Annotated in this window: 21 protein-coding genes; 11 read left to right on the top strand and 10 right to left on the bottom strand. The window is 40.1% G+C overall.

Translation table 11 applies throughout. The features are described 5' to 3' along the window. Positions 1-17 precede the first annotated feature (17 nt). From V7K69_RS30625 to V7K69_RS30605, 5 genes are all read left to right on the top strand, one after another. A complete protein-coding gene (locus V7K69_RS30625) occupies positions 18-1,064 on the top strand; it encodes a glycosyltransferase family 2 protein (RefSeq protein ID WP_335041648.1) in 1,047 nt (348 codons plus the stop codon). A 302-nt stretch (positions 1,065-1,366) separates the two neighbouring features. Beyond that, a complete protein-coding gene (locus tag V7K69_RS30620; RefSeq protein ID WP_335041646.1) occupies positions 1,367-2,587 on the top strand; it encodes an O-antigen ligase family protein in 1,221 nt (406 codons plus the stop codon). 143 nt (positions 2,588-2,730) lie between these two features. Then, the gene (locus V7K69_RS30615; protein WP_335041643.1) at positions 2,731-3,807 is read left to right on the top strand and encodes a glycosyltransferase family 4 protein; all 1,077 of its coding nucleotides are present in this window, start codon (positions 2,731-2,733) and stop codon (positions 3,805-3,807) included. A 159-nt stretch (positions 3,808-3,966) separates the two neighbouring features. Next, positions 3,967-5,163: a glycosyltransferase family 4 protein gene (locus V7K69_RS30610; RefSeq protein WP_335041641.1), complete on the top strand. Its 1,197-nt coding sequence runs from the start codon at positions 3,967-3,969 to the stop codon at positions 5,161-5,163. A gap of 159 nt (positions 5,164-5,322) precedes the next feature. Further along, entirely contained in the window at positions 5,323-7,569 is a 2,247-nt protein-coding gene (locus tag V7K69_RS30605; RefSeq protein ID WP_335041639.1) for a GumC family protein, read from the top strand. A 301-nt stretch (positions 7,570-7,870) separates the two neighbouring features. Here the strand turns inward: V7K69_RS30605 and V7K69_RS30600 are convergent, their stop codons facing one another. The 5 genes from V7K69_RS30600 to fabI all read right to left on the bottom strand — a co-directional run bounded on the left by V7K69_RS30600 (position 7,871) and on the right by fabI (position 14,876). Continuing rightward, positions 7,871-9,253, bottom strand: a complete 1,383-nt coding sequence (locus V7K69_RS30600; RefSeq protein WP_335041636.1) for a right-handed parallel beta-helix repeat-containing protein — start codon at positions 9,251-9,253, stop codon at positions 7,871-7,873. Between the two features lie 964 nt (positions 9,254-10,217). After that, positions 10,218-11,693, bottom strand: a complete 1,476-nt coding sequence (locus tag V7K69_RS30595) for a polysaccharide biosynthesis/export family protein (protein ID WP_335041633.1) — start codon at positions 11,691-11,693, stop codon at positions 10,218-10,220. Between the two features lie 537 nt (positions 11,694-12,230). Further along, positions 12,231-13,214: an ABC transporter ATP-binding protein gene (locus V7K69_RS30590; RefSeq protein WP_335041631.1), complete on the bottom strand. Its 984-nt coding sequence runs from the start codon at positions 13,212-13,214 to the stop codon at positions 12,231-12,233. A gap of 140 nt (positions 13,215-13,354) precedes the next feature. Next, entirely contained in the window at positions 13,355-13,996 is a 642-nt protein-coding gene (gene hisB / locus V7K69_RS30585) for an imidazoleglycerol-phosphate dehydratase HisB (RefSeq protein ID WP_335041628.1), read from the bottom strand. 103 nt (positions 13,997-14,099) lie between these two features. Continuing rightward, entirely contained in the window at positions 14,100-14,876 is a 777-nt protein-coding gene (fabI, locus tag V7K69_RS30580) for an enoyl-ACP reductase FabI (RefSeq protein WP_335041625.1), read from the bottom strand. A 379-nt stretch (positions 14,877-15,255) separates the two neighbouring features. Between fabI and ntcA the strand changes: the two genes are divergently transcribed. The 3 genes from ntcA to V7K69_RS30565 all read left to right on the top strand — a co-directional run bounded on the left by ntcA (position 15,256) and on the right by V7K69_RS30565 (position 18,158). After that, entirely contained in the window at positions 15,256-15,927 is a 672-nt protein-coding gene (gene ntcA / locus V7K69_RS30575; RefSeq protein WP_010998529.1) for a global nitrogen regulator NtcA, read from the top strand. Between the two features lie 169 nt (positions 15,928-16,096). Next, entirely contained in the window at positions 16,097-17,587 is a 1,491-nt protein-coding gene (locus tag V7K69_RS30570; protein WP_335041623.1) for a DUF3084 domain-containing protein, read from the top strand. Between the two features lie 115 nt (positions 17,588-17,702). Then, complete coding sequence (locus V7K69_RS30565) at positions 17,703-18,158, top strand: resolvase (RefSeq protein ID WP_335041620.1); 456 nt, start codon at positions 17,703-17,705, stop codon at positions 18,156-18,158. 257 nt (positions 18,159-18,415) lie between these two features. Here the strand turns inward: V7K69_RS30565 and V7K69_RS30560 are convergent, their stop codons facing one another. Continuing rightward, entirely contained in the window at positions 18,416-18,685 is a 270-nt protein-coding gene (locus V7K69_RS30560; protein WP_372726526.1) for a DUF3146 family protein, read from the bottom strand. A 310-nt stretch (positions 18,686-18,995) separates the two neighbouring features. After that, entirely contained in the window at positions 18,996-19,757 is a 762-nt protein-coding gene (locus tag V7K69_RS30555) for a hypothetical protein (RefSeq protein WP_335041617.1), read from the bottom strand. Positions 19,758-19,917: 160 nt separating this feature from the next. On the opposite strand from V7K69_RS30555, the gene V7K69_RS30550 reads away from it, so the two are divergent. From V7K69_RS30550 to V7K69_RS30540, 3 genes are all read left to right on the top strand, one after another. Next, positions 19,918-20,784 carry an aldo/keto reductase gene (locus V7K69_RS30550; protein WP_335041614.1) on the top strand — a complete coding sequence of 289 codons (867 nt, stop codon included), beginning with the start codon at positions 19,918-19,920 and terminating at the stop codon, positions 20,782-20,784. A gap of 389 nt (positions 20,785-21,173) precedes the next feature. Continuing rightward, positions 21,174-21,719 carry a photosystem II reaction center PsbP gene (gene psbP, locus V7K69_RS30545; RefSeq protein WP_174708504.1) on the top strand — a complete coding sequence of 182 codons (546 nt, stop codon included), beginning with the start codon at positions 21,174-21,176 and terminating at the stop codon, positions 21,717-21,719. A gap of 144 nt (positions 21,720-21,863) precedes the next feature. After that, complete coding sequence (locus V7K69_RS30540; protein WP_335041605.1) at positions 21,864-22,457, top strand: Maf family protein; 594 nt, start codon at positions 21,864-21,866, stop codon at positions 22,455-22,457. A 22-nt stretch (positions 22,458-22,479) separates the two neighbouring features. On the opposite strand, the gene dhaL is transcribed toward V7K69_RS30540, so the two are convergent. The 3 genes from dhaL to V7K69_RS30525 form a co-directional block, all read right to left on the bottom strand. Beyond that, positions 22,480-23,127 carry a dihydroxyacetone kinase subunit DhaL gene (gene dhaL, locus V7K69_RS30535; protein ID WP_335041602.1) on the bottom strand — a complete coding sequence of 216 codons (648 nt, stop codon included), beginning with the start codon at positions 23,125-23,127 and terminating at the stop codon, positions 22,480-22,482. A gap of 2 nt (positions 23,128-23,129) precedes the next feature. Continuing rightward, positions 23,130-24,200: a dihydroxyacetone kinase subunit DhaK gene (gene dhaK, locus V7K69_RS30530; protein ID WP_335041599.1), complete on the bottom strand. Its 1,071-nt coding sequence runs from the start codon at positions 24,198-24,200 to the stop codon at positions 23,130-23,132. Positions 24,201-24,794: 594 nt separating this feature from the next. Continuing rightward, positions 24,795-25,670, bottom strand: coding sequence for an MBL fold metallo-hydrolase (locus V7K69_RS30525; RefSeq protein WP_335041597.1), 876 nt, complete (start codon positions 25,668-25,670; stop codon positions 24,795-24,797). Between the last annotated feature and the right edge of the window lie 241 nt (positions 25,671-25,911).

Genomic DNA, 25,911 nt, shown 5'->3' with positions numbered 1-25,911 from the left:
AATCTAAATAACGAACAATGTTTATAAAAGAGGAAAGTTTCCAAATTATAACTATAGCAATGAATATTGAATATCTTCAAGCAACAAACAAAAAAGTAACAAACAAAAAATTAACAATGATAAATGAAAGCAACCAAACGATAGTCAGCGTGGTGATTCCTACACGCAATAGACCAAAAATTGTTGCTAGAGGTGTCATAACCGCATTAACTCAAACGCTGCAATCAATTGAAGTGATTGTGATAATAGACGGACCAGATAAGGAAACAGCCAATGTACTATCTGAGATAGCCGATGCAAGATTGAGAGTGATAGAACTACCAAAAAATGTTGGACCATCTGGTGCTAGAAATGCTGGTGTGAGAGAAGCCAAGGGCACTTGGATCGCTTTTTTAGATGATGATGATGAATGGCTTCCAGAAAAATTGGAGCGTCAACTTGAAGTAGCAAATAATTCCCATTATGATTTTCCACTTGTTGCCAGTCGTTTCATTTCCCAGACTCAAAAAGGTGAGTTTATTTGTCCTAGAAGGCTACCTAACCTCTCTGAACCTTTAAGTGAATATCTTTTTGCGCGTAACTCCTTTTTTAAAGGAGAAGGCTGTATACAAACCTCAACTATTTTCGTGAAAAAAGAGTTAATGCAAAAAATGCCTTTAGAAGAAAAATTTTATAGACATGAGGATTGGGAGTGGTTGCTTAGGGTTAGTGCTATGGAAGGTGTAGGAGTAGAGTTTGTACCTGAGGCTATGTCAATCTGGCATTCAGACTTGGGAATCGAGCGCTTAAGCAACATAAATGACTGGCAATATTCTTTGGATTGGATTCGTTCCACCCGCAATTTAGTAACTCCAAAGGCTTACTCAGGTTTTATTGTAACAATTACAACTCCTTCTGCCTCCTCCGTAGGCGATTGGAAAGCCTTCTTTCCTTTGTTGTGGGAAGCTATACGCTGGGGCAAGCTCCGACCAATTGATATATTCCTGTACTTAACTATGTGGTTGTTACCTCAACAATTAAGACAGAAAGTTCGCTCTGTTTTTACCAAGAATTTTAAAACATAAGAGGCTCTTCAAAATAGAAAGGCAGAAGGTAGAAGATAACAAGAATTACAAAAAAACTTGAAGCGTAAATTTCAAAACCACTAAAAAAGGAAATTGTGGCTATAACTATAGCGCAAGACGCAAAACATATTTTCTAAAATTCTAAATTTTTAAGGCTAACTTGCTTCCAAAAAATATAGCCACTTCATAAAAGGTGACTAAATAGAAACAGATAGTAAAGTCTTTTTCAAAATTAACTGATACTGCTAATCAAAACTTTATAATTTGTTTAATATATACGATATACTGGTATTTTATAAGCAATGAGGAAAATTTTTATTTTTGCTGAACAATTGATTACAGCTACTTGTTTAATGATCTATTCAGGCAGCCCAATAGATGCGCTTCTAACGGAAGGCTTTACCGTCAAACAAGATGATAGAATTATATTTAGGTTGTTTTTCACTTTTACTTATATAGTTACCCTTTGCTTAATTACTCTGCGTTGGAAGAAGGTTGCTTACGTCTTTAGTAGAGATAAATTTATTTGGATATTACTCTTAGTATGTGCACTTTCTAGTTTTTGGTCTATAGACTCAGATACTACTATACGTCGTGTTTTTGGACTTACAGGAACAATGCTGTTTGGGCTTTATTTAGCTTCACGCTACACCTTAAAACAACAGCTCAAGTTATGTGCATATATGCTTGGCATCTCAGCAATACTGTGTTTCTTATTTGTTTTTTTCTTACCACAAATTGGGATCGATCCTGCATTTAATACCTGGCGAGGAATATACCCGCAGAAAAATGTTCTCGGTAAAAGATTTGTACTTAGTGGCGCAGTCTTTTTCTTTCTTGCCATGACTAATCGGGAAAATCACTGGGTTTTATGGCTTGGCTATGTTACTTCTGGATTACTTGTATTTTTATCAAAATCAACAACATCTATAGGTAATTTAATAATTATTACATTTGCTTTTTTTATATATTATCGAATTTTAACTTTAAAATATAAATTAATGATACCTATTTTAACATTAATATCTACCATTGGTCTAACCTTTTATATCTGGTTTATCTCACAAGCTGATACAATTCTAGGTTCAGTAGGTAAAGATACAACACTCACTGGGCGTTCAGAATTATGGCCTGCTGTCTTGGAGATGATTGCCAAAAAACCGTGGCTAGGATATGGGTATGGCGCATTCTGGATTGAGCAGAATGGTTACTCTGCTAGTGTTATAGAAACGATACAATGGAATGCTCCTAATGCTCACAATGGTTTTCTCGATCTCTGGGTAGCGTTGGGTCTACTAGGAATCTTGGTTTTTGCAATTGGGTTTGTTGTTAATTTATTAAGAGCTATATATTTAATTCGGCGGGAGCAAACATCTGAAAATTTATGGCTGTTAGTTTATCTTACCTTTATTATTCTTGCAAATCTAACTGAAACCTCCTTATTAGAGCAAAATAGTCTTGAATGGATACTTTATGTATCAGCAATATTATCAAGCAAAGTTCCTACACGAGCAAATATCTAAAAATAGAATTAATATAATTCCTCGGCTTAATGAGATAACTATGCAGCCACTGGAATTTCGTAAAACTAAATAAAACGATAATTTTAATTATTTCATTGATATATTAACTAGAATATAGACCAATTATTTCCAAGTTACAGGTTATGTATCGAACTAATACTTTCAAGGTTATTATGCTAGGCCCTAGCTTACTCCAGCAAGGTGGTATTTCCGGTTATGAGAAACTTTTTTTGGAGTATGCTCCTTCTGAAGTCCAAGTCTCTCATATCATTACTCACGAAGAAGGAGCTATCGTACTCAAAATCACAGTGTTTTTGAAAGCTATATGGGAATTTATATGGATGTTAATAAGGGAAGAAGTTGATATTGTTCAAATTCAAATTTCACAGCGCGGCAGTGTTTTACGGCAAGCAACTATGGCACTTTTAGCTTGGGTATTTCACAAGCCAATAATTTTACATGCTCATGGTAGTCAATTTCATCTTTTCTATGCTGGACTTCCAAAATGGGCACAGAAATTGCTAAGTTGGGTTATTTGCAAGTGTCGACGCTTAATTGTATTATCTGAAAGTTGGAAAAGCTTCTATATAGAAAATCTTGGTCTTAAACCTGAACAAGTTGTAGTTTTGTACAATCCAGTGAAATTTCCTCATGAAGTTCCACACCGTTCAGCTTCTGTAAAAGTGAACTTACTTTTTTTAGGACGAATTGGTCAACGGAAAGGAGCATTTGATTTGATCAAAGCTTTTTCTTTTTTGCCTACTGAATCTAAAAATAGATCAAGTCTGATTATGGCAGGAGATGGAGACATAGAAGAGGCACGCAATTTAATTACGGCTTTAAATCTACAAAGCTATATACAATTGCCTGGCTGGATAGGGTCAGATGAACGTGATATTCTTTTAAGGAAGGCAGATGTTTTTGTGTTGCCCTCTTATAACGAAGGTCTCCCACTAGCAATGCTGGAAGCAATGGCTTGGGAATTACCAGTCATAGTTACACCAGTAGGAGGCATACCTGAGATAGTTACTCAATCTGAAAATGGATTAATCGTTAATCCAGGAAGTGTTGAGCAGCTATCAGATGCTATTAGGTCTTTGATTGAAAATGAGGATTTGAGGTTTTCTCTAGGATCTAAAGCGAGAAAAAGTGTTTTTAATCTTGATATCAAAAATCACTGGATTTCTTTTCTTGATTTATATCGTTCAGTATTAAGTTGAAAAAATAAATCTAGCAACTGCAAAATGGAAATCTATAAAAATGAAGACCTCCACTTGATTCAGCCCAGTTTCACAAGGAATGACTAAAATTTACCCAAAAAAGGCAGATTTTAGAATTGACAAGTCAGTGTTTTACTAAACTGATTAAGAGTTGAGATTATGATGGCATTACCTAAAAAAGTACTAATTATCGTTGAAAATCTGCCTGTTCCCTTTGATCGGCGGGTATGGATGGAAGCAACTACTTTGCAAAAAGCTGGCTATGAAGTTAGTGTAATTTCACCAACAGGTAATGGTTTTGATAAATCTTACGAAATTATTGAGAAAATTCACATTTATCGTCATCCTCTACCACCAGAAGAAAGTTCTGTCTTTGGTTATCTTCTAGAGTATAGTTGGGCGATTAATTGGCAATTCCGTCTAGCTCAACGGGTATGGCGAGAGCGTGGTTTTGATATTATCCATATTTGTAATCCGCCAGATTTACTTTTTTTAGTAGCAGGATGGTTTAAATTATTTCATCGCGTCTGGGTTATTTTTGATCATCATGACCTCAGTCCCGAGATGTATGAAGCTAAGTATCAACGGCGGGATATTTTTTATCATGGATTATGCTGGGCTGAACGCTTGACCTATGCCACAGCAGATATAGTAATTTCAACGAACGAGTCGCACCGAGAAGTAGCTCTTACCCGTGGGCACAAGAAATCGGAGAATGTCTTTGTAGTTCGTAGTGCGCCCGACCTTTCCCGTTTTCACAGAATGCCCCCAAATCCGAATTATCGTAGAGGTAAGAAGCACTTGATAGGATATATGGGTGTTATGGGTGAACCAGAGGGAATTGATTATCTTCTGAGAATAGTATATTATATTACCGAGAAAAAAAATCGCCAAGATATTCACTTTATGTTGATTGGTAGTGGACCAGCAGCCGAAAAACTTAAAGTTTTATCCAAAGAGTTAGGAGTGAGTGAGTTTGTAGAATTTACAGGGTTTAAGCAAGGGGAGGAACTTTTAGAAAGGCTTTCCAGTTGTGACGTTTGTGTAGAACCCTCCCCAACGTCTGCTTATAACGAAAACTGCACTATGAATAAAATCCTCGAATACATGGCGATGGGAAAAGCAATTGTCCAATTTGATTTGCGAGAGGGAAGACGTTCTGCCCAGGAAGCATCTCTTTATGCCAAGCCTAATGATGAGGTTGAATTTGCTGAGAAAATTCTAGAGCTTCTAGATTCTCCTGAACTTAGAGAAAAGATAGGAGCCGAGGGACGACTGAGAATGGAGAAGATTCTTGAATGGCAATATCAAGCTCCGAAATTGTTAGAGGCTTATAATAAGATTTTGCAAAGCTAGTTGGCATTATTGTGCGACAATGGGAACTAAATTTATAACTTAGATAGTCTATACTATTGTAATATTGTCAAATCGCATCATTCTTGTCAATTGCAGTGGTTTGTGCATTCTCTAAGTCTTTTTTAGTTTCTTACTTAATATCTGTATTTGGGAAGATTTATGTCAGAAAAATCTACGGAATCTAGAGAATCTATTGATTTAGACCTCAGTCGTTACGTATTCATATTGAAACGATGGTGGCTACCTGCTACTGCAATATTTACAGCTACAGTTGTTCTTAGTGCTATAGCTACACAATTTATGAAGCCATCCTATGAAGCCGAAGGAAAACTATTATTTAGAATTCCTTCTTTTAAAGTAGTAGGATCTAGTCTTTTGCCTAGTAATACAGAAGGAGGAGATGCAGGGGATTTAAAATCGCTGATAGCAACTCAAAATCCTATAAACACTCAGATAGAAGTTATTTCTTCCCCTGCCTTATTGCAGAAGACAATAGATAAGCTACAACTGAAAGATAAAGAAGGTAAACCTCTAGAAGTAGAAAAGCTGCGGAAATCTTTGACCCTGAAAATTGTTAGTGCAACGGATGTATTGCGAATTAGCTATACCAGCCCTGACCCCGAGCAATCAGCAGCAGTGGTCAACACAATTATGAGTCTTTATTTAGATAATGATATTCTGACAAATCGGTCTGAGGCCGCAGCAACTCGTCAATTTATTGCCAAGCAGCTTCCTAAAACTCAAGAAGTTGTTAATAATACAGAAGTAGCACTACGTATATTTAAACAGAAGTATCAGATAGCAGATTTGTCAGAGGAAACAAAGTCAGCTGTTGCAACTATTGGAAATCTAGACAATGAGATGAATACTGTTAAGGCTCAGCTGGATGAGGTAAACGCCCAAACCAATGAACTGCGCCAGAAAGTAGAGCTAAATTCTCAGGAAGCGATCGCTGTGAGTGCCCTTAGTCAGTCGCCCGCAGTGCAGGGAGTTCTTGCACAACTTCAAGAAACTGATCGACAGCTAGCAATTGAGCGTAGCCGTTTTCTAGATGACAACCCTGTAGTTGTTAACTTAGAAGCAAAGAAAGCTAGCTTAAAATCTCTCTTACAACAGCAAATTGGTCAAACTGTTGGCAATAAAACAGAAGTTTCACAGAACCTATTACAAATTGGAGAACTAAGACAAAACCTAATCCAAAATTTTCTGCAATCAGAAATACAGCGCATTGGTTTAGCAAAAAGACTCTCCTCTTTATATAACTCCCGTTCTATATACGAAAAGCGCGTTAAACTCATACCCCAGCTAGCACAAAATCAGAGAGAGCTAGAACGAAAAGTTGAAGTTGCAGAATCAACATATCAAACCCTATTGAAAAAGGTTCAAGAATTACAGTTAGTTGAGAATACAAATACAGCCAGTTCGAGGATTATTGCTCAGGCTATAGTGCCCGATAAGCCAGTAGAAGGCAAAAAAATTATTGTTTTAGTGCTAGGAGTAATGTTCGGTTTATTCTTGGCTACTACAACAGTTCTTGTTCTAGGTATGAGAGATAGATCTCTGAAAACACTTCAGGAAATCAGAGATATATTTAGATATACTTTGTTAGGAATTGTGCCTTTGTCTGTTAAAAAGATTCGCTCCCGTTATTCACATACAGAATCAATAAATCAAACAATTGCTGTTAGAGATACGCCCTACTCTTTAACTAGCGAAATGTACAGAATGATTCAAGCGAATCTGAAATTCCTGAGTTCAGATAAAGTACTGAAAACTATTGTGGTAACTAGCGCAGTTCCTAAAGAAGGCAAGTCTACAGTCTCAGCTAATTTGGCAACAGCGATCGCTCAATTAGGACGTCAAGTTTTACTAATAGATGCAGATATGCGAGTTCCTTCTCAGCATCATCTGTGGGAAGTAAGTAATGCAGATGGCTTGAGTGAAGTTCTTACAGGTCAGACTGAATTTGATGTTGCTTTATCTAAAGTAATGGATAATCTTGATGTTTTAACTGCTGGTTCTAGACCTCCTAATCCACTTGCTTTGCTTGACTCAAAGCGGATGGCATCGCTGATCGAAAGTTTGTCACCTCTGTATAAATATGATTTTGTAATTATTGATGCTCCTCCCTTGCTTTTGGCAGCCGATGCTTTGACTATAAGCCAAATGACTGATGGGATTTTGTTAGTAGCTCGGCCTGGGGTAATTGATTCTAACAGTGCATCTGCCGCCCAAGAAATGCTAGAGAGATCCAGTCACAATGTATTAGGTTTAGTTGTGAATGGTATCATTGATAAAAATGAATCTAGTAGTTATTTCAACCATGTTAAACAATACTTTACTCATGACGATTTGGCAAGAGAGACAAAGCTAAAAAAACGTATTCCAGACAAAACATCTGTATAAATTAAGTTAGATAAATTAAGATTTTGTTTTACTAGTTAATTTAATATTATAACTGGTAAATAATCATACAGGATTAACTACACAATAACTTGAACAACTTAGCTGAAATTCTTGCTTAGGAAAACATTAATAAATTGAATTCTATTTTGATACTTCTATCATATGTGTTTAATTATTTAGCCAAAAAACAATAAGCCTACCAGTTAAAGTAGGCTTATTGTTTTGTATAACTCTAGACTTCAGCCTGACAGAACTATGTATTGTGATTGTAGGGTATACATTTCAGGACATAATATTACGGTTACTGGTATTCGTGTCCTCCAATATCATATCCAGCACCGACGGGACGAGGTTTACCAAAATAATCATTTTTCAAATTATTCCACTTAAAACCATTATTTATGGCCCGACTAGTTCCTTTGATTCTAAAGTCACCACCTGATGGATTTACAAACTGTGGATCTGCCATAATATCGTTAGGTCCCACAGAAACCACACGAGAACCATTGTTGTTGTAAAGGTTGTAGTTAAAAGTAGTGTTGGTACTTTTATTATTCAAGCTTATTGGTTTGTTAGGCGCAGAATAAAGGATGTTATTGATAATTTTGATATCACCAGAATAATTACTCATGATTTGCCCGTAATTAATTCCCGCAGTTTGGTTATTCAGATAAGCTGTGTTGTGGACAAAATCTACATGGTCGCTGTCATAGGCATGCATGCCTGAACCACCATTTATATATGAGATATTGTTGGCAATCAAAGTACGTCCTTTATACCCACTTTTTCTTGAACGATCAACAATAATGCCATTACCGTCTTGGAACTTTCCGTTGAAAATCCAGGGAACTAACATTTTATTGTTGTAAACCTTGTTTCTAGTTATAAAAATCTTGTAGCCTTGGCTGTTGTCATAATTGAAAGGTTCAAGGATCGAAATACCACTACAACCGTAGACTGAGTACCAGGCATTATTGAACACCTCGTTATTATCTATTGTTATATAGTCTGACGCCGTAGCTGAAATGCCACCACCTCCACAATCATGTATTTTGTTGTTCAGAATACGTATATGGTGGGGGCGACCATTTTGTCGGCCATCTATATTTATGCAGTTTCCACTGGTCAGTGGGTTGGATTTATTGTACTTCTGACTCAGCGCATAACTCAGGGTTATATTGGTATTATTCCCTACAACCTCCAAACCATTTATCTCAATATATGAGGCTCCATTCTCAATGAAAATTCCATTCCATCCATTGTGCTGAATTTTTGGCTTATCTCCAGGATATGCCTTATAGGTAATCCATGAATTTGCCTTTCCAGAGCGTTTAATTACTAGTGCTGAACCAGCAGGGGTACTATTCTTGTATACCCCATCCATAATCAATACTGTCGTGCCAGGGTTAGTTAGGTCTGCTGCTCTTTGAATCGTCCTAAAGGCAGATGAGGGAGTGAGTCCGCTATTTTTGTCGTTTCCGCTACCACTAACATAGTATGTTGTATTTGTAACCTGGCTGATCAGCTTGCGACTCGGAAGTGAAATGTTTTGATCGGTGGATAACTGGCGAACGTCTTTAATTAAAGACTCTGTTATTCTCTGTCCTTGAACCAGACCTGTTAATGCCCAGGGGAGTACAAGAGATGCACTTAAACTGAGAAAGCCTAAACCATGAATCATCATAGGGGAAAATAGGGTTATATTGCAAAAACTGAATCGTCAACGGTCAGTAACTCTAGCCTTGGTCAGTAAGTCAGTATTGGATACGGTCGTGTAACTGCCATTTGTAAGTTTATAAACGGTTTATCAGGTTTGCACCTGAGCATTTCCACGTAAATATCGCTGAAATGCTTTTTAGGTAGTGTTTAAAAAATGACAGCTATTTGGTAAAAGTACTGAAAAAAGAGTATCAGTATACAGAATCATCACATTAACGAACACTAACCAACTGTGCAAATTACATCATTTCCAATTGGACATCATTCTACTGTGTATACGCGGTATCTGTAGTTGAGATAGTATATCTGTCATTAAACAGTTATTTTACTTAAATAATTCTTATGATAATGATAATCAAATCGAGGACGCGAGTCTTATAGGGATTGGATTATAGAATTTTTACCCTTTAAAGTATTCTCGTTATCATAAAAAATCTGAGTAACTAAAACAAAGTTTTAAAAGGTATATCAATGGCAAATTCAGAAATTTCAGTGATAGCTTTCGGTTTACGGAATTTAAAGCTCAGTAATAAGGCTTAGACTTTTATAAAGTTTAGTATAAAATATCAAATAATTTAAGAAGCGATCGCAAAAGCCAAGACAGTTCTTTACCCTAGTATTGTCTTATCCTGTGGTCAAATAAGACTATCTGGGAAGCGTTGGGGAAAGGTGTATTTCATTTACTGGCAACTGCTGTAATTTAACTAATACTTACGCGTAAGAGATACTCGCTTTTTTTAAGAGGGATCGAGCTTTCTGGTTTTGAGTGCGTAAGTCCAGTTAATAAAAGAGGTGGTTATTGTGGAGAATAGTTCAAGATAGATGAATATTGCTCTCGCAATGGAATACACCAAGAGCAATTAATCTCATTGTAATTTTGGGGACGGAGAAGTTTCACCAACGTCCCCAATTCACATCTGTATATTAGGCTAGAGTCCGAATAAGTTCAGAAGATTAAAGATAACACCGAGAGGGCCAGTTATAGTGTTTATGGTATCGCCAGTCTTAGCGGAACCCGATCGGTTGACTACAACAACATCATTATTGCGGAGTATGGGATTAGTTTGCTCATTAATGCCAGCAGAAAAATCCACTTTTACTATGCGTTTAGTAACAGAACCGTTAGGGTTGAGGCGAATCAAATCAACAGCACTGCTACTAGCTCTGGCATCATTAAATCCGCCAGCTGCCAGTATAGCTTGATTTAAAGAGCTATTCGGTTGAACGTCTGTTAACCCTGGTTTTTTAACTTCACCTACCACACCAACTTGAATGCGTGTAGGAGACAAAGTAGTAGTAGCTAATTGAGTAGCTTCTGCGGGGTTAATCTCAGTTGCCGTCGGAATAACAATCGTATCTCCGTCTTGCACGATGATGTCTTGACTAGCGTCGCCACTTTGCAATAGTTGCCAAAGGTTAATATCTATAGCTTGTTCTGAGCCAGTTCTTGTAAGTCGACGTAGCCTGAGATTACGAACATCAGCCTGTGCTGTAATTCCCCCAGCTAGTTGAATAACCCGTGTCACGTTTGGTAGACCATTGGGATTAGCAGTACCACTGTTAGTTGCTGCGCCTCCCTGAGCATCTGTGCTGGCTGGGGTAACAAGATACGAACCGGGGCGATTAACTTCACCGATAATTGTTACCGTGCGAGGCGTGGTTTGGCTGGCAGCAAAGTTAGATGCAAATATATTACGAGATTCTGCCACGTTGAAGTTGGTTGCTGTTGGTACAACTATGGTGTCTCCATCGCGCAAGGTAATATCCTGTGATAACCTACCTGTTTGGATAAGTTCCTTCAAATTGACGCTAACAGCTTGCTCTGAAGAACGTCCTATTTTACGCCTTAATTGAATTTGACTCACATCCGCAGCTAAGGTTACGCCCTGTGCTGTTGTCAATGCGGCTAATACAGTTGGGTATTGTACGCCTGGATTGTCTCCCGCGCCTCCGCTCAAGCTAAGAGTGTAAGCTCCTGGACGTGTCACTTCTCCGGCAACGAAAACATTGATAGGACGAGGCGATAATAAGTTGACTGAGATTAAGGGACGTTTGAGGAAGCGAGCATATCTTCTAGCAATTTCGTCAGCAGCCTGTTCAGTTGTTAGACCGAGGACTGACACACTACCAATTAAAGGTAGGTTGATTGCTCCACCTGGGGGAACTTGGTATTCTCCGGTATATTCAGGTACTTCAAATACATTTACTCGGATGCGATCGCCGCCTCCTAATGAATAATTAGTATCTAATTGTGTTTGTGTGCTTGGTGTTTGCGTAGTTGGTGGTAATGGTTGTTCCTGAGCTAGACTCGCAAATGGCACAGCGACATTGACAGCACTTAACAAAGCCACACCCACAACTGGCTGAGTTAGGAATTTGAATTTAAACAAACTTGTGTTAAGCATATTTACCTTAGATTCTGAAACTACGATTAATAAAGTACTGTCTAAACATTTTTATTTTGACTATACCTAAGTATTCAAGTTCCCCAACACTCTTATTTTCCCCGAAAAGTGTAATTTTCCGGAGGAAATTTGTTTATTGAATTTGAATTTTTAGTGAAGTTAATTTAAAGTTGAGCAAACTTGAATATGGGGATTCTCAAAAAATATGTGACTTACGCAGATAAACGCAGTTTATATAAAAAATTGGTCTGTTATGTAAAGATGTACTTACGAGTAAAGCATTTCTACCAAAGTCAATTAAATGACACTTAAACTGTGATTCTAAATATTCTATTATTAGTAATTTTTGCAAAAATTATGAACTCCATTATTGATTAACTACAAATAACCTTGAAAAAAGGTCTAAATTTAGTTTTTTGTGAGTTGGATTGAGCAAAGACAAACTCAAAAAGGCGGAAATTTAAGGTTATTCTGTAAAAAGATACCACGTATATACGTTGCTCAAACAAATCTAGAATTGAGTATTTGGCAACGAAATTAGTTCACCGAGTTATTTTTTCTTTGAATTTGTTGAATAAAAAACTCTTCTAGGGAGTAACGTGACAAGTTCATGGCAATAATTTTACCTTCCATCAAACGAACACTAGCGAGGAAATCATAGTAATCGTCTTGTAGTGTACCTTGCCAGGAACCATCAGGTTCAAATCTGAGAGTGGGTATCCATTTTTTAAGAATTTCCCAGTCACCACCTTGACCTTTTACATGATATGTGTTTTCCACGCCTAAAAGTTCATTAAGGGAACCAGAGCAAATTAGTTCACCTTGAGCGAGAATGGCAATGCGATCGCAAATCTGCTCTACTTCACTGAGAACGTGGCTATTAAAAAAAATCGTCTTTCCAGCAGCTTTTAGTGCCAAGATGATTTCCCGCATTTGGTAACGTCCCACAGGATCGAGACCAGACATTGGTTCATCGAGAAAAACCAAATCTGGCTCGTTAATTAATGCCTGTGCCATACCAACACGCTGTAGCATTCCTTTTGAGTAGCGGCGTAAAAGTTTTTTGCGAGCATCGGCTTGAGATAAACCCACTAATTCCAGCAGTTGGGGAATGCGTTGGCGTTGGATACTTTGGGGAATTTGGAATAGTCCAGCAGTTAGCTGCAAAAATTCCCAGCCAGTGAGATAGTCATACAAATAGGGATTTTCTGGCAAATAGCCGATATGTTGCTTAACACTGCGATCGCCTATAGGCTTATCCAATAACAATCCCCCTCCAGAAGTGGGATGAATAATTCCCAGCAATAATTTTAAAAGGGTGGTTTTACCAGCACCGTTTGGTCCCAGCAACCCAAAGGTTTCGCCTTTGTAAACCGTTAAAGAACAGTTTTTGAGAGATACGACTTTTTGATTTAGCCAAAAACCAGTGCGATAGACTTTTCGCAACTCAGAAGTTAGGACTACTGGTGGAGTATCTGCCGGATTCAGTTGAGAATCAGGGTCATCTGCAACAGACTTCATCTTGGTTCAACCACTAATTACCAGCTTGGTATTAATTACAAGTTACCTAGTAGGCTGATAATAACCATCACCAAGCCATGTGTCAATTATTGGGGATTGGAAACTAGAGGGGAAATAACTAATGCCCCATTTGACAACTTTTAGAGAACGCCTTTAGAACTGGGAATTAGACCAGCACGACGGGAGTCAATCTCCACTGCTAGCCGTGTGGCTCTTGCAAAGGCTTTAAATGTCGCCTCTATGATGTGATGGGAATTAATGCCATCCAGTTGCCGAATGTGGAGTGTCATTTGGCTATGGTTCACCAGTGCCACAAAGAATTCGCGCACGAGTTGGGTGTCATAGGTTCCTACGCGCTGGGTAGGAATTTGCAAGCCGTAGCTGAGGTGAGGCCGTCCAGAAAAGTCTAACGCTACCTGAACTAAAGCTTCATCCAATGGCGCAAGAAAATTACCAAAGCGGACAATACCTTTTCTGTCCCCTAATGCTTGGTTGAAAGCTTGGCCTAAAGTAATACCTACATCTTCGTTGGTGTGATGATCATCAATTTCCCAGTCTCCCTTGGCTTGGACATCTATATCAATCAGCCCATGAGAGGCAATTTGATGCAACATATGATCTAAAAACGGAATGCCTGTTGCTGCCGTGCAAGTTCCTCTACCATCAAGATTGATGGTAACTTGTACATCAGTTTCACCAGTAGTACGGTGAACAGTGGCAATCCTAGGGGTTTTAGTTGACTGGTCGTAATTTGAATTAATTTGACGATTGGTTGTTTGCATTGGGAATGGGGGATGGGGAATGGGGAATAGGGCATGGGAATAGGGAATGGACAAGAATTTAATACTCAATGCCCAGTGCCCAGTGCCCCATGCCCCAATTATCTTACATTCCCATAATTTCATATCCTGCATCTACATATAGAACTTGTCCGGTAATACCACTGGACAAATCACTACATAAGAAAGCGGCAGTATTCCCCACTTCTAGCTGAGTGACAGTACGGCGCAGGGGAGCTACTTCTTCGACATGATGGATCATATCCAAAATTCCACCCACTGCTGAAGATGCTAAGGTGCGGATGGGGCCTGCGGAGATGGCATTGACGCGGATATTTTGCGGCCCTAGTTCAGAAGCTAGGTAACGCACGCTCATTTCTAACCCTGCTTTAGCAACTCCCATAACGTTGTAGTTAGGGATTGCTCTGACACCGCCTAAATATGTCAGCGTGACGATACTACCTCCCTCAGTCATCAAAGGTTTCGCTGCACCACTTAACTGCACCAGGGAGTAGGTACTGATTTCTAAGGCAGTGTTGAAGCCAGAACGAGAGGTTTGGCTAAAGTCTCCACTTAAATCGTCTTTACTGGCAAAGGCCAGACAATGGATGAGAATGTCTAGCTTCCCCCATTGCTCACGAATTGTCTCAAAGGTAGATTGAATCTGTTCCTCATCTTGGACATTACAAGGAAGAAATAAGCTTGGGTTGAGGGGTTCTACCAACTCCGCAACTTTTTTCTCCATTTTGCCGCGTTCATCCGGCAGGTAGGTAATACCCAGGTTTGCTCCGGCTTTATGCAGCTGTTGGGCGATGCCCCAGGCGATCGAGCGGTTATTGGCAATACCTGTAACAAGAGCATTTTTTCCAGTCAGATTCAGCATAGAAATTGTTAATGCGATCGATCATTAGGAGCATACTAGAATCTGAGGCACGTTTGTCTTTGTTTTATACAGGATTTGCAAAAATGAATATTGAGAAGGGTGTTTGCTATGACAAAAATCTTGATTTTTCCTAAAGATTTTCTCAAGATATCTTTATTTGTTCTTTAAAAAACCCTTTTTAATACAGTTATTGGAACTACTTATCAACAATTAGTAGCTGAAAGGATCAACAATTATGTATCATTATAAACAAACAGTTATGAAGCGATTAGTTTGAGTATAGGAAAGTACAGAAAGGTTGACGGTGCTTTATTCATTTTTCGGGTGTATTCTTAGGTAATCAGTTTTTGTTTTTCCGGCATTGGGTAGGGGAAGGGAGATGATCGTGACACAAGATAAAGCCCTAGCAAATGTATTTCGTCAGATGGCGACCGGGGCGTTTCCGCCAGTTGTGGAAACGTTTGAACGCAATAAAACGATCTTTTTTCCTGGCGATCCTGCCGAACGAGTTTATTTTCTTTTGAAAGGTGCTGTTAAACTTTCTAGGGTGTACGAGGCAGGAGAGGAAATAACAGTAGCATTGCTTCGGGAAAATAGTGTTTTTGGTGTTTTGTCATTGCTGACAGGAAATAAGTCGGATAGGTTTTACCATGCGGTTGCATTTACCCCTGTGGAATTACTGTCAGCCCCAATTGAACAAGTAGAGCAAGCACTCAAGGAAAATCCAGAATTATCAATGTTAATGCTGCGGGGTCTTTCTTCGCGCATTTTACAGACAGAGATGATGATTGAAACTCTTGCTCACCGAGATATGGGTTCTAGGTTGGTGAGTTTTTTATTAATTCTTTGTCGGGATTTTGGCGTTCCTTGTGCAGATGGGATCACTATTGATCTGAAGTTATCTCATCAGGCGATCGCAGAAGCAATTGGTTCAACTCGTGTTACCGTTACTAGGCTACTAGGGGATTTGCGTGAGAAAAAGATGATTTCTATCCACAAAAAGAAGATTACTGTGCATAAACCTGTTACCTTAAGTAGGCAATTCACATAAAATCAATCGGAGAAAGGGGAATCGGCGCGTGTTCTATTTTGAAAGATGACACTAAATAGCTAGAGGTAAATCTAAAATTGAGTAATTTCAGCTATTGCCAATTTCCACTTCTTTCCAGACAATGCTTAAAAGTAGTAGGCTGTATCTGGAAGGATTTCGGTAGCTAAAGATGACCACCGGATACATCCTCATCGCAGCAATTTTAATCTTGGGAGGCGTAATTGCAACCGTGGGCGATCGCATCGGCACACGAGTTGGCAAAGCCCGCCTCTCACTTTTTAAGCTTCGTCCGAAAAACACTGCTGTAGTAGTAACTATTTTTACGGGCGGTTTGATTTCAGCATCAACATTAGGAATTTTATTCGCTGCCGATGAAGGTTTGCGGAAGGGAGTCTTTGAATTAGAAGATATTCAAACAGACCTCAGACAAAAGCGGGAACAGCTAAAAACCGCAGAAACTCAGAAAAGTCAGGTAGAAAGTGAACTAAGCCAAGCAAGAATTGCCCAAGCAAAAGCACAACAAGACTTACAGGCAATTAATCAGTCTTTACAGGCAGCAAATGCCAAACAACTCCAAACACAAGCTCAGTTAAACCGCACCATTAGTCAACAAGCTCAAACTCAAACTCAACTCCAACGCACTCAAGGTCAGCTAGGACAAGTTGTAACTCAGTATCAAAAAGCCATAGCTGAATTGCAAAGCGTTTCCAATCAAAGGAAAGAGCTACAGGCGGCAGTTGAACTACTGAAGACAGAACGACAACGACTATACGCTGAAGCGAAAAAAGCGATTGACGAAGCCAAAACAGCGATTGAAAAACGCGATCGCGAACTGGCTAACCGTCAAGAAGCTATAGAACAACGCGATCAAAAAATCGGCCAACTCGATCAATTGATTCAAAAGCGGAATGTAGAAGTTGCAGCACGAGAAGAAGTGATTGCCAAACGGGAATCGCGCCTCAAAGAATTGGAAGCGCAACAAGAGCAACTAGAACTAGAAGTTGCGAGGCTGGAAAAATATTATCAGTCTTACCGCGACCTGCGTCTAGGTAAGTTGGCCTTAGTTCGCGGTCAAGTTTTGTCTGCTGCTGTAATTCGTGTTACCCAACCTGCTGCGGCTCGTCGCGCAGTGGTACAACTTTTACAAGAAGCCAATCGCAACGCCAACCTGGAATTAAGTGAGCCTGGGGCAAATCCTGCCAATGTAGAGCTACTGCGCGTGACTCAGGATCGGGTTGACCAATTGAGCAAGCAGATTAGCGATGGTCAAGAATATGTGGTGCGAATTTTCTCGGCTGGTAATTACGTCAGGGGAGAAAAACAGATAGAGTTTTTTGCCGATACAGCGCGAAATCAATTGGTTTTTTCGGGAGGCGCAGTCCTAGCTACAACTAGTGCCGATTCCAAAGCTATGACATCCTATCAGTTACAGCAAAGGCTGGAAATACTAATTTCTGCTTCCCAATTTCGCGCTCGTAATGCCGGAATTGTCGAGGATGTGCAAGTAGAGGGGACTTTTTTGCGCTTTGTCGCCCAATTAAGACAGTATAATCAACCCTTGGAGATCAAAGCGATCGCAGCAGAGGACACTTATACAGCCGGGCCATTGAGAGTAAAATTAGTGGCAATAGTCAACGGAAAAATTATTTTTAGTACTTAAAACATTATTTGCACACTGTTATTAGTAAGATTTAAACATATTCAACAGCAGTCAAAATAGTTGCTGTGATTGCATTTATTGATTTCTAATTCTCAATTTTTATTTTTAATTTCTTATGACTTTACGCGAATTTTCACCAACGCAACCAGTCATATTGGGGTTTGATCCAGGTCGAGATAAGTGTGGTTTAGCGGTGATGGGACTGGATCGGCAATTGTATTATCATCACGTTGCGTTAGCAAAAGAGGCGATCGCTACCATTGAAACACTGCGTCAAAAGTTTCCGATCTCCTTGATGGTGATGGGCGACCAAACTACAGCCAAGGAATGGAGACAGCAATTATATCAGGAATTGACAGAACCTCTGAGCATTATTTTAGTAGATGAGCGGTACACAACCTTAGAAGCACGTGATCGCTATTGGCAAATGTTCCCACCCAAAGGGCTAACAAAGCTATTGCCACAAGGTCTCCGACAGCCTCCAAGACCGATAGATGACATTGTTGCCATTCTCTTAATCGAAAGATACTTAAACCGCCTCACAGAATCAACACTCAGCAGTCAAGAGTGAGGATTGACATACTTCCTGGCGTGTTCGCCCTTGGCGTTCCCGTTCGCGCAGCGTCTCCGTCAGGAGAAGGGTACGCACGGTAATTCTGGAGAAATGAGTAATAAGTAATGAGTAAATACCCATTTTTCATCCACTCATTACTCATTACTTTAAAGCATTGCGTGAAGCACGGGGTTTCAGACCCATATTTTTGATGACATCCTTAACTCTTGTCTTGTACAGACGCGATTAATCGCGTCTCTCCTAACTTCTAACTTTTAAAGTTCCGCCCGAATAGTAAAAGCATAATCTCCTCCAGGCTCTAGCTGATAATCTTGTTGCTCCAAAAATCGACCAAGGGGTTCTTTGATTAAAGCGCGGCCTTGGGAAGGCTTGACGGCAAGTTCTCCCCGGCGAAAATGCCACTGGAAATGCCACTCAAACTCACCTGCACTCACTTCACCCTCAAGGAAGCCGTGTTGCCAAGATTGGCGAGTGATTCTGACATGGGCAATAGTTTCTGGCAGTCGTCTTTTAGCACTCACAATGCTTTATGTCAAGTGTAGAATAACAGCCGCTCATATTAGACTGGCTTCTTATTTTATGTACCAAACATAGTCTAAATAGACAAACTGACAAAGTGAGTATTTTTAGTTGAGTCAAAATGGTACTAATGGAGAATGCTGGATGTAAAATTTCAGTTGAAAGTGACTCAAACTTCCTTAATCTCAGCGTTTTGTGTCTATATAGCAAATCCTAAATCATTTTTGATAGACAATATCCCCAGCTTCCTAGATAAGTCAGCGATCTATGACCTCAGTCTATGGGCATAGTGGTAAGTAGTAGGGATAGTTTTTGTTAAAGTTTTAGAAATGAGAGTATCCTAGAAACTGCATATCTAACGCTTCTTTCATCAGTGTATTGTGGATTGATTGGGATTTCTTTGAAAGATTTCAGCACAATTACAGCCCGATAAAGCTTAGAGTATTTATATTGCTTTTCTTGGATGTCAAAACACAGAATATTTTCTAGTGGATGTTCAATAACTTGATTGCCACGAAGACTTTTACGTTCGACAAAGACCTTATCGATGCTTTTATAGAAGGTGCAGGTAGTTACAGGTGATGTTGCAAAAAAAGCAGCGATCGCCATGACAATTAATATAGATAAGCTTAAGAAAAATAGATAATTCCTCTGGTTCTGCTGTACCAATAGAGAGGTTTTACTAGAGTTGATAAAATCGTTTGTTTTCAAGATAAATTCTTGATTTTGTTCATAACTAAGATGGGATAAAAGAGGAAAATCTTTAAATGGAGTCACAATTATAACCTGATAGCTTTTCGACCCTTTGCTACCAGTCTTTGTGAGAACGTATGCTTCACTAGGATCAAACATTCTGAGTTTCTCCATCCTTCCCAGCAAATTAAACCGTCTCAATTCACAATTAATTTTGCTTGGCGAGAGGCGATCGCAATTGAGACTGATTGAAGCAGACTCAAAAAATAAGCAGTAAATCAAGAAGCTTAAGCAGGCAGTAAAAATGCACCACCCGATGAACCAATATCTGAGTGGTTGATGCTTTAACTGCAATCTGGTACGGGTTTCCTCGACAATTTTCATCGGTGCTTGTGTATAGAATCCTTAACCCCTGAGTAGAGTATTCCCTTAGCAGCCTATTCACTTATCATCCAATCTAAGTACTAGGGAGGATTTATGATAAATCGCTCAATAAAGCTTTGACTAGCTGGGATAATTGGGTCAGAAAGCTATAGCTAGAAGCATGGAAACCAAACAGCTAGGAAAAACTGGTGTATTTGTAAGTGCGATCGGTTTGGGTGGTATGCCCATGTCAATCTCTAATCGCCCTCCCGAATCGCAATCAATCGAAGTTATTCATCGGGCTTTGGATTTGGGTATTACATTTATTGACACTGCCGACTCTTATTGCAAAGATGAGTCAGAAAAACACCATAATGAGCGACTAATTCACAAGGCGCTTAGTAGTTATAAAGGCGATGTTAGCCAAATAATTGTGGCAACTAAGGGCGGTTTGATGCGTCCCGATGGCAACTGGACAAGCAATGGCAACCCAGAACATTTGCGCGAAACAATTCGAGTCAGTTTTGAGGCGTTAGGTGGTGCTAAACCCATCGATGTTTGGCAATACCATTCACCAGATCCTAAGTACACAATTGAAGAATCCCTTGCGCCAGTGAAAGAAGCAGTGGAGGCAGGTTTAATTAGGTTTGTGGGAGTTTCTAACTTTTCCGTTGAACAAATTAAGCGGGCGCAAGATGTAGTCGATGTTGTCTCGGTACAGAATCAATACAGCCCTTGGCAACGACAGCCAGAAAAGGACGGCGTATTGAAGTATTGCGAACAACAAGAATTGACATTTTTGCCTTGGAGTCCCTTTGGTGGTAGACATCGCCATCAAGATTTACAAGATATTCCGGCGATCGCTAACTTAGCTAAAGAAAAAGGCGTGTCAGTATATAATATCGTTCTCGCGTGGTTACGCTCCAAATCGCCCGCTATTTTGCCAATTCCTGGTGCTAGCAAGGTTTCTAGCATTGAAGACTCAGTACAAGCTATCAATGTGAAACTATCTGAAGAAGAAGTCCAAAAAATTGATCGCGCAACTTAATCATTTCACTAGCTAACTTAAGTAAGTGAGCGTAAATAATTGTCGTTGGGATCAGGCAATAGGCAACAGGCAATAGGCAATAGGTATAAGGATTTTAGCCTAGTTCATTTCTCTTTACATAGTTTGGTTTTATTGTGCCAACTTACTTAGATTTAGTAAAAGTTGTCAAAGATTTACGCTCACTTTTAGTTAGTTTAAGACAGCGTAATAACTTACTATTCGGGTATTTGATCAAATAAGGGATATGTAAAGAAACAGTCTTTCCAAAAACAGGCGATCGCTTAAGCAACCCCGAAACGCATCATCCGAAGCGTGCCGCTTGGTGGGAGAATAAAAACGAGAAATGATGCAAGCCTGGTGTTGTCTCCAGCCCAAAGGAACTCGTATAAATGTGGAAAAGAATTGTATTAATTTTGCTATTGGTGTTGAGTTTCAGCCTGAGTAATTCTGATATAGCAGCTGCGGCTGGACTCAAAAGCTTTGTAGACACTAGTGATGGCTATCAGTTTTCATATCCTAATGGGTGGCTACAAGTTAAAGTTGCCAACGGGCCAGATGTGGTTTTCCACGATTTGATTGAGGTGTCTGAAAACGTTTCTGTTGTGATTAGCCCAGTTCCAGAAGGCAAAACTTTATCAGAATTGGGAACCCCAACAGAAGTAGGATATAAGTTGGGAAAAGCTGCTCTTGCGCCTCCTGACTCTGGTCGTTCGGCTGAATTAGTCAATGCCGCAGAGCGAGAAGTAGACGGTAAGACCTACTACCTTTTAGAGTATGAGGTTAAACTTCCCAATAAACAGCAACGGCATAACATCGCTAGCGTTGCAGTTAGTCGTGGCAAACTTTTTACCCTCAACGCTTCAATTCCTGAAAAACGCTGGCAGAGAGTTAAAGGAATGATTGATGAGGTTGTAAATTCTTTTTCTGTCTATTAATTGGAGGATGGGGAATAGGGAATGGGGGATAGAGAAGAAATTTAATCACCAATCCTGGATTTCTCACACCTCCCACACAATACGTGAGAAATTCGGGCAATGCCCCATGCCCCATTCTCAATTAACAAGCTTTTTAGAAATCTCATGAAAATTCCACCCTTTGTACTTGCCTCAGCTTCCCCGGCTCGTCGCCGCTTGCTGCAAACTGTTGGTATTGAACCGATAGTTAGAGCTAGTGACTTTGACGAGTCACAAATCCAATTAAGTGAACCAGCAGAATTGGTCAAAACTCTTGCCCAATATAAGGCGGAAACTGTAGCCCCCCAGTTTGAATCAGCTTTGATTATGGGTTGTGATTCAGTTTTGTCTATGAATGGTGAAATTTACGGCAAACCAGCAGATACTTCTGAAGCGAGCGCGCGTTGGCAGATAATGCAAGGTAGCTTTGGCGACTTGTATACAGGTCACGCCTTAATTGACCTTGAGCAAAACCGCACTATAGTCAAGTCTCAAGTTACAAGAGTTTACTTTGCTCAAATGAGCGATCGCGCCATTGAAGCATACATTGCCACAGGTGAACCCCTCAAGTGTGCTGGAGCCTTTGCCATTGAAGGTTTTGGTAGTTTCTTTGTTGAAAAAATCGAAGGCTGTCACAGCAATGTAATAGGACTCAGTTTACCCTTGCTGCGGCAGATATTAGCGGAACTGGGATACGATGTCACCGATTTCTGGCAATAGTTATTGCGCCAATTGTTAATTTTCAATGGTCAGTTGTTTGGCCACTTTCCAACACGTCTAACAAACTTTTCAACATTAAATAAGCAGAAGTCCCTCCTGGATCTTGATGTCCGATACTTCTTTCCCCCAGATAGCTAGCGCGTCCCTTTTTGGCCTGCATTGGTATAGTTTCTTGTAACCCCTTTTGGGCTGTTACTACAGCCTGTTGCATCGCTTCCAGCGTTCCCTTACTTTCTGCTACAGCTTGCCCAAAAGCGACTACAGCCGGAGATAGCACATCCACCATTGTTTTGTCTCCGAGTTGCGCTTTGCCACGTTGCAGCACGCCGTCTAAGCCTGCCTGTAATAGCCCCAACACATCTTGTTCTGTTAATTCTTGTTTATCTACTACTGCTGTACTAGCTCGTAAAAACCAGGTTCCATAAAGAGGGCCACTAGCACCGCCAATGGAAGAAATCAAGGTCATACTCACAGCTTTGAGAATGTTGCTGATGTCCTTGTCTGTAAGAGTTGGTAACTGAGCGCTTACCTTTTTAAAGCCGCGATCCATATTAGTCCCGTGATCGGCATCTCCGATCGCAGCATCTAATTCTGTCAAATATGCTTTATTCTGCTCTATCTCAGTTGCATAAGCCTGCAACCATTGTAATATCTGCGCTTGAGTCAACATAATTAGTCCCACCGCCAACTTGGTGTTTTGACTGGTGCATCCCATAATCGGATCATCTCGTCATCTAATTTCAACAGGGTAATGGAACAACCTTGCATTTCTAGAGATGTGATGTAAGGGCCGATTAAGTTTCGCACAATTTGGAATCCTTGCTGTTCGCAGATTTGGGCGAGTTTGCGGTAAACAATATATAGTTCGGAAACCGGAGTTCCACCCATACTATTAACGAAAGCTAATAAGCGATCGCCTTTGGCAAATGGGAGATTTGTTAGTTCTACATCTAGCCATTCTCCTTTGTCTTCATCCCACTCGCGCAGTGTGCGGCTGTATGGTGTATCTTCAAGGAGCGATCGCGTTAGAACTTCGGTAATCTCATCTGCTACTTTGATGGCTGTACGTTCTATTCCTGGCTCACCGTGAATACCGATACCTAATTCGATTTCGCGATCGCTCAATTCAAATGTCGGCGTTCCATTCGCGGGGACTGTACAAGATGTTAGAGCAATTCCCATACTCCGCCCATTCAAATTTACTCGACGACATAAATTTGCTATTTGTGGCAAATCATACCCAGCCTCAGCCGCCGCACCACAAATTTTTTCCGCTAGTATTGTTGTGCCTACACCCCGCCGTCCTTGGGTATAGAGGCTATCTTTCACTGCTACATCATCATCAATCAAAATATTTAGCGATCGAATGCCTTCACTACGGGCTAACTCTGTTGCCATTTCAAAGTTCATGACATCGCCACTGTAATTTTTGACGATATAAAGGATACCAGAGCCTCCATCTACAAGCTTTGCTGCATCAAGCATTTGGTCTGGAGTCGGTGAAGTGAAAACTTCGCCAGGACAAGCTGCATCAAGCATCCCTTTGCCCACAAAGCCAGCGTGCATTGGTTCATGTCCACTGCCACCACCTGAAATAATTGCTACTTTACCTGGAATAGGTGCATTGGCTCGATAAACAAAAGTGGGATCATAGTTTACTTTAATTAAATCAGAATGAGCCGCCGCCATACCTTCTAGACTTTCGCGCACAAAGTCTTCCGGCTTGTTGATCAGCTTTTTCATAATCCGTGTTTGGTTAAAAGGGTGCTAAAACCCAGGTTATAGCGATCGCTGGTTTGTATGCAATAGAGTTTGCCCTCTCTAAATCTCTCTCCTTAAAAGCTACCGTGTACACACAAGTCTTTTAGAGTGGAGTGGCTTGCACAGACTTTTAATCCCCACCACCCCTCTTGAAAAGCAAAGCTGTTTCAATTATCTCAAAAGCTCAAAAAAGACTTGTGTTCTGAATGAAAGCCCTCGTGTTCTGAACGAAAGCCCTCGTGTTCTGAACAAAAGTCCTCGTGTTCTGAACGAAAGTCCTCGTGTTCTGAACGAAAGTCCTCGTGTTCTGAACGAAAGCCCTCGTGTTCTGAACAAAAGTCCTCGTGTTCTGAACGAAAGTCCTCGTGTTCTGAATGAAAGCCCTCGTGTTCTGAATGAAAGCCCTCATGTTCTGAACGAAAGCACTTGTGTTCTGAACGAAAGCACTTGTGTGTACACCGTAGCCTTAAAGGAGAAAGACTTTGAAATTTCCCCCTTCCCGCGTCGGGAAGGGGGTTAGGGAGTTAGGTTTTTCGTGGTTTTTGCCATATAACCAAATAATTATGAATTATTTAGTCAATTCAAAGATTCCATCCACTCAATACACTTGTGCATCTGCTGGCGCATGGTTTCTTTATCAGCATGAAACCTTCGCCCATGACCTGGTAGCACCCACTCAAAAGAATAATTAGCCAAGTTACGCATTGATTTAGTCTGTTCTGACCAAGAATACCAGCAGACACTGTGGAATGCAGCTAATTGGTGCAGGCTTTCTGACCAGGCGAGATGGTCGCCAGTGAAGAGAAACTTATTTTTGTAGAGTAGGGCGGTTTGCCCTTTGGTGTGACCGGGAACTGGGATAATTAATAAATCTGGAGTCAAGGTAAATGCTTCTAAACCAGTTAGCTGTATTTCTACATTGCGAGTATCCGCAGTAATATCATCAGCATGGAGAATGCGATCGCACTGAAAATGATCCGCAAACTTTTGATGATCTGCCACATCATCTTTATGAGTTAGGTACATATAACGAATCGGCCCCAGTTCTTCTAAACGCTTGACTAAAGGCGGCGTAAACCGGGGAGAATCCACCAAAATGTTACCTTCTGGAAGTTGAATTAAATAGCTAGCAGCACCGTAAGATTTTTCAGAATGATATCCGCAGTGATAAATATTTTCTGCGACTAATATAGGAAAACTTTGTTGAGCATCTTTGATATCTTTTGGTTTCTCAACTGTGCCAATAGAACTAGTAGGACAAGCTAAAAGTGCTTCCAGGGCTGCTAATCTTTCCGCTTCATTCGTTGGTTGATGATAAACCGCCGACTGTTCATCAACACGAGAAAACACTTCAGGAGTCATCCAGCGACAGGTATCACAATCAATACAGGTAGTATCTACATAAAAATCGCCGTTGACATTTTGGGGACGACGCTGATTTAAATGAGCCATATTAATCCTTTTGCTTCCAACAGCTTACTGAGGAGCGATAAATCCTATATCACTACGCTAGCAAAAGTGATTTTAGATTGTAGATGCCACAAGGCGGAATTAAAAATTAAAAATGAATACAGCAGACAATACTTGTCGGTTAAAGGGGAAAGAAAAAACCTTTAACCCTTACCCTTTTCCCAAAATCCGATTCCAAATTAAAAATGCACAAAGCGATAATTATTGACTATTGCCTGATTTT

Origin of the sequence: Nostoc sp. (genome assembly GCF_036917775.1) — a bacterium.
GTDB lineage: Bacteria > Cyanobacteriota > Cyanobacteriia > Cyanobacteriales > Nostocaceae > Nostoc.
The sequence above is the reverse complement of the archived record's forward strand: the minus strand, read 5'-3'. Positions and strand labels throughout refer to the sequence as shown.

Excerpts from the sequence above, each read along its gene's own strand:
- hisB (WP_335041628.1), bottom strand. The coding sequence starts at position 13,996 with ATGCAAACAACCAATCGTCAAATTAATTCAAATTACGACCAGTCAACT.
- ntcA (WP_010998529.1), top strand. The coding sequence starts at position 15,256 with ATGATCGTGACACAAGATAAAGCCCTAGCAAATGTATTTCGTCAGATG.
- V7K69_RS30525 (WP_335041597.1), bottom strand. The coding sequence starts at position 25,670 with ATGGCTCATTTAAATCAGCGTCGTCCCCAAAATGTCAACGGCGATTTT.
- V7K69_RS30555 (WP_335041617.1), bottom strand. The coding sequence starts at position 19,757 with ATGAAAATTGTCGAGGAAACCCGTACCAGATTGCAGTTAAAGCATCAA.
- V7K69_RS30605 (WP_335041639.1), top strand. The coding sequence starts at position 5,323 with ATGTCAGAAAAATCTACGGAATCTAGAGAATCTATTGATTTAGACCTC.
- V7K69_RS30620 (WP_335041646.1), top strand. The coding sequence starts at position 1,367 with ATGAGGAAAATTTTTATTTTTGCTGAACAATTGATTACAGCTACTTGT.
- V7K69_RS30625 (WP_335041648.1), top strand. The coding sequence starts at position 18 with ATGTTTATAAAAGAGGAAAGTTTCCAAATTATAACTATAGCAATGAAT.
- V7K69_RS30540 (WP_335041605.1), top strand. The coding sequence starts at position 21,864 with ATGAAAATTCCACCCTTTGTACTTGCCTCAGCTTCCCCGGCTCGTCGC.
- V7K69_RS30570 (WP_335041623.1), top strand. The coding sequence starts at position 16,097 with ATGACCACCGGATACATCCTCATCGCAGCAATTTTAATCTTGGGAGGC.
- V7K69_RS30595 (WP_335041633.1), bottom strand. The coding sequence starts at position 11,693 with ATGCTTAACACAAGTTTGTTTAAATTCAAATTCCTAACTCAGCCAGTT.
- V7K69_RS30600 (WP_335041636.1), bottom strand. The coding sequence starts at position 9,253 with ATGATGATTCATGGTTTAGGCTTTCTCAGTTTAAGTGCATCTCTTGTA.
- fabI (WP_335041625.1), bottom strand. The coding sequence starts at position 14,876 with ATGCTGAATCTGACTGGAAAAAATGCTCTTGTTACAGGTATTGCCAAT.
- dhaL (WP_335041602.1), bottom strand. The coding sequence starts at position 23,127 with ATGTTGACTCAAGCGCAGATATTACAATGGTTGCAGGCTTATGCAACT.
- dhaK (WP_335041599.1), bottom strand. The coding sequence starts at position 24,200 with ATGAAAAAGCTGATCAACAAGCCGGAAGACTTTGTGCGCGAAAGTCTA.
- V7K69_RS30590 (WP_335041631.1), bottom strand. The coding sequence starts at position 13,214 with ATGAAGTCTGTTGCAGATGACCCTGATTCTCAACTGAATCCGGCAGAT.
- V7K69_RS30610 (WP_335041641.1), top strand. The coding sequence starts at position 3,967 with ATGATGGCATTACCTAAAAAAGTACTAATTATCGTTGAAAATCTGCCT.
- V7K69_RS30565 (WP_335041620.1), top strand. The coding sequence starts at position 17,703 with ATGACTTTACGCGAATTTTCACCAACGCAACCAGTCATATTGGGGTTT.
- psbP (WP_174708504.1), top strand. The coding sequence starts at position 21,174 with ATGTGGAAAAGAATTGTATTAATTTTGCTATTGGTGTTGAGTTTCAGC.
- V7K69_RS30615 (WP_335041643.1), top strand. The coding sequence starts at position 2,731 with ATGTATCGAACTAATACTTTCAAGGTTATTATGCTAGGCCCTAGCTTA.
- V7K69_RS30550 (WP_335041614.1), top strand. The coding sequence starts at position 19,918 with ATGGAAACCAAACAGCTAGGAAAAACTGGTGTATTTGTAAGTGCGATC.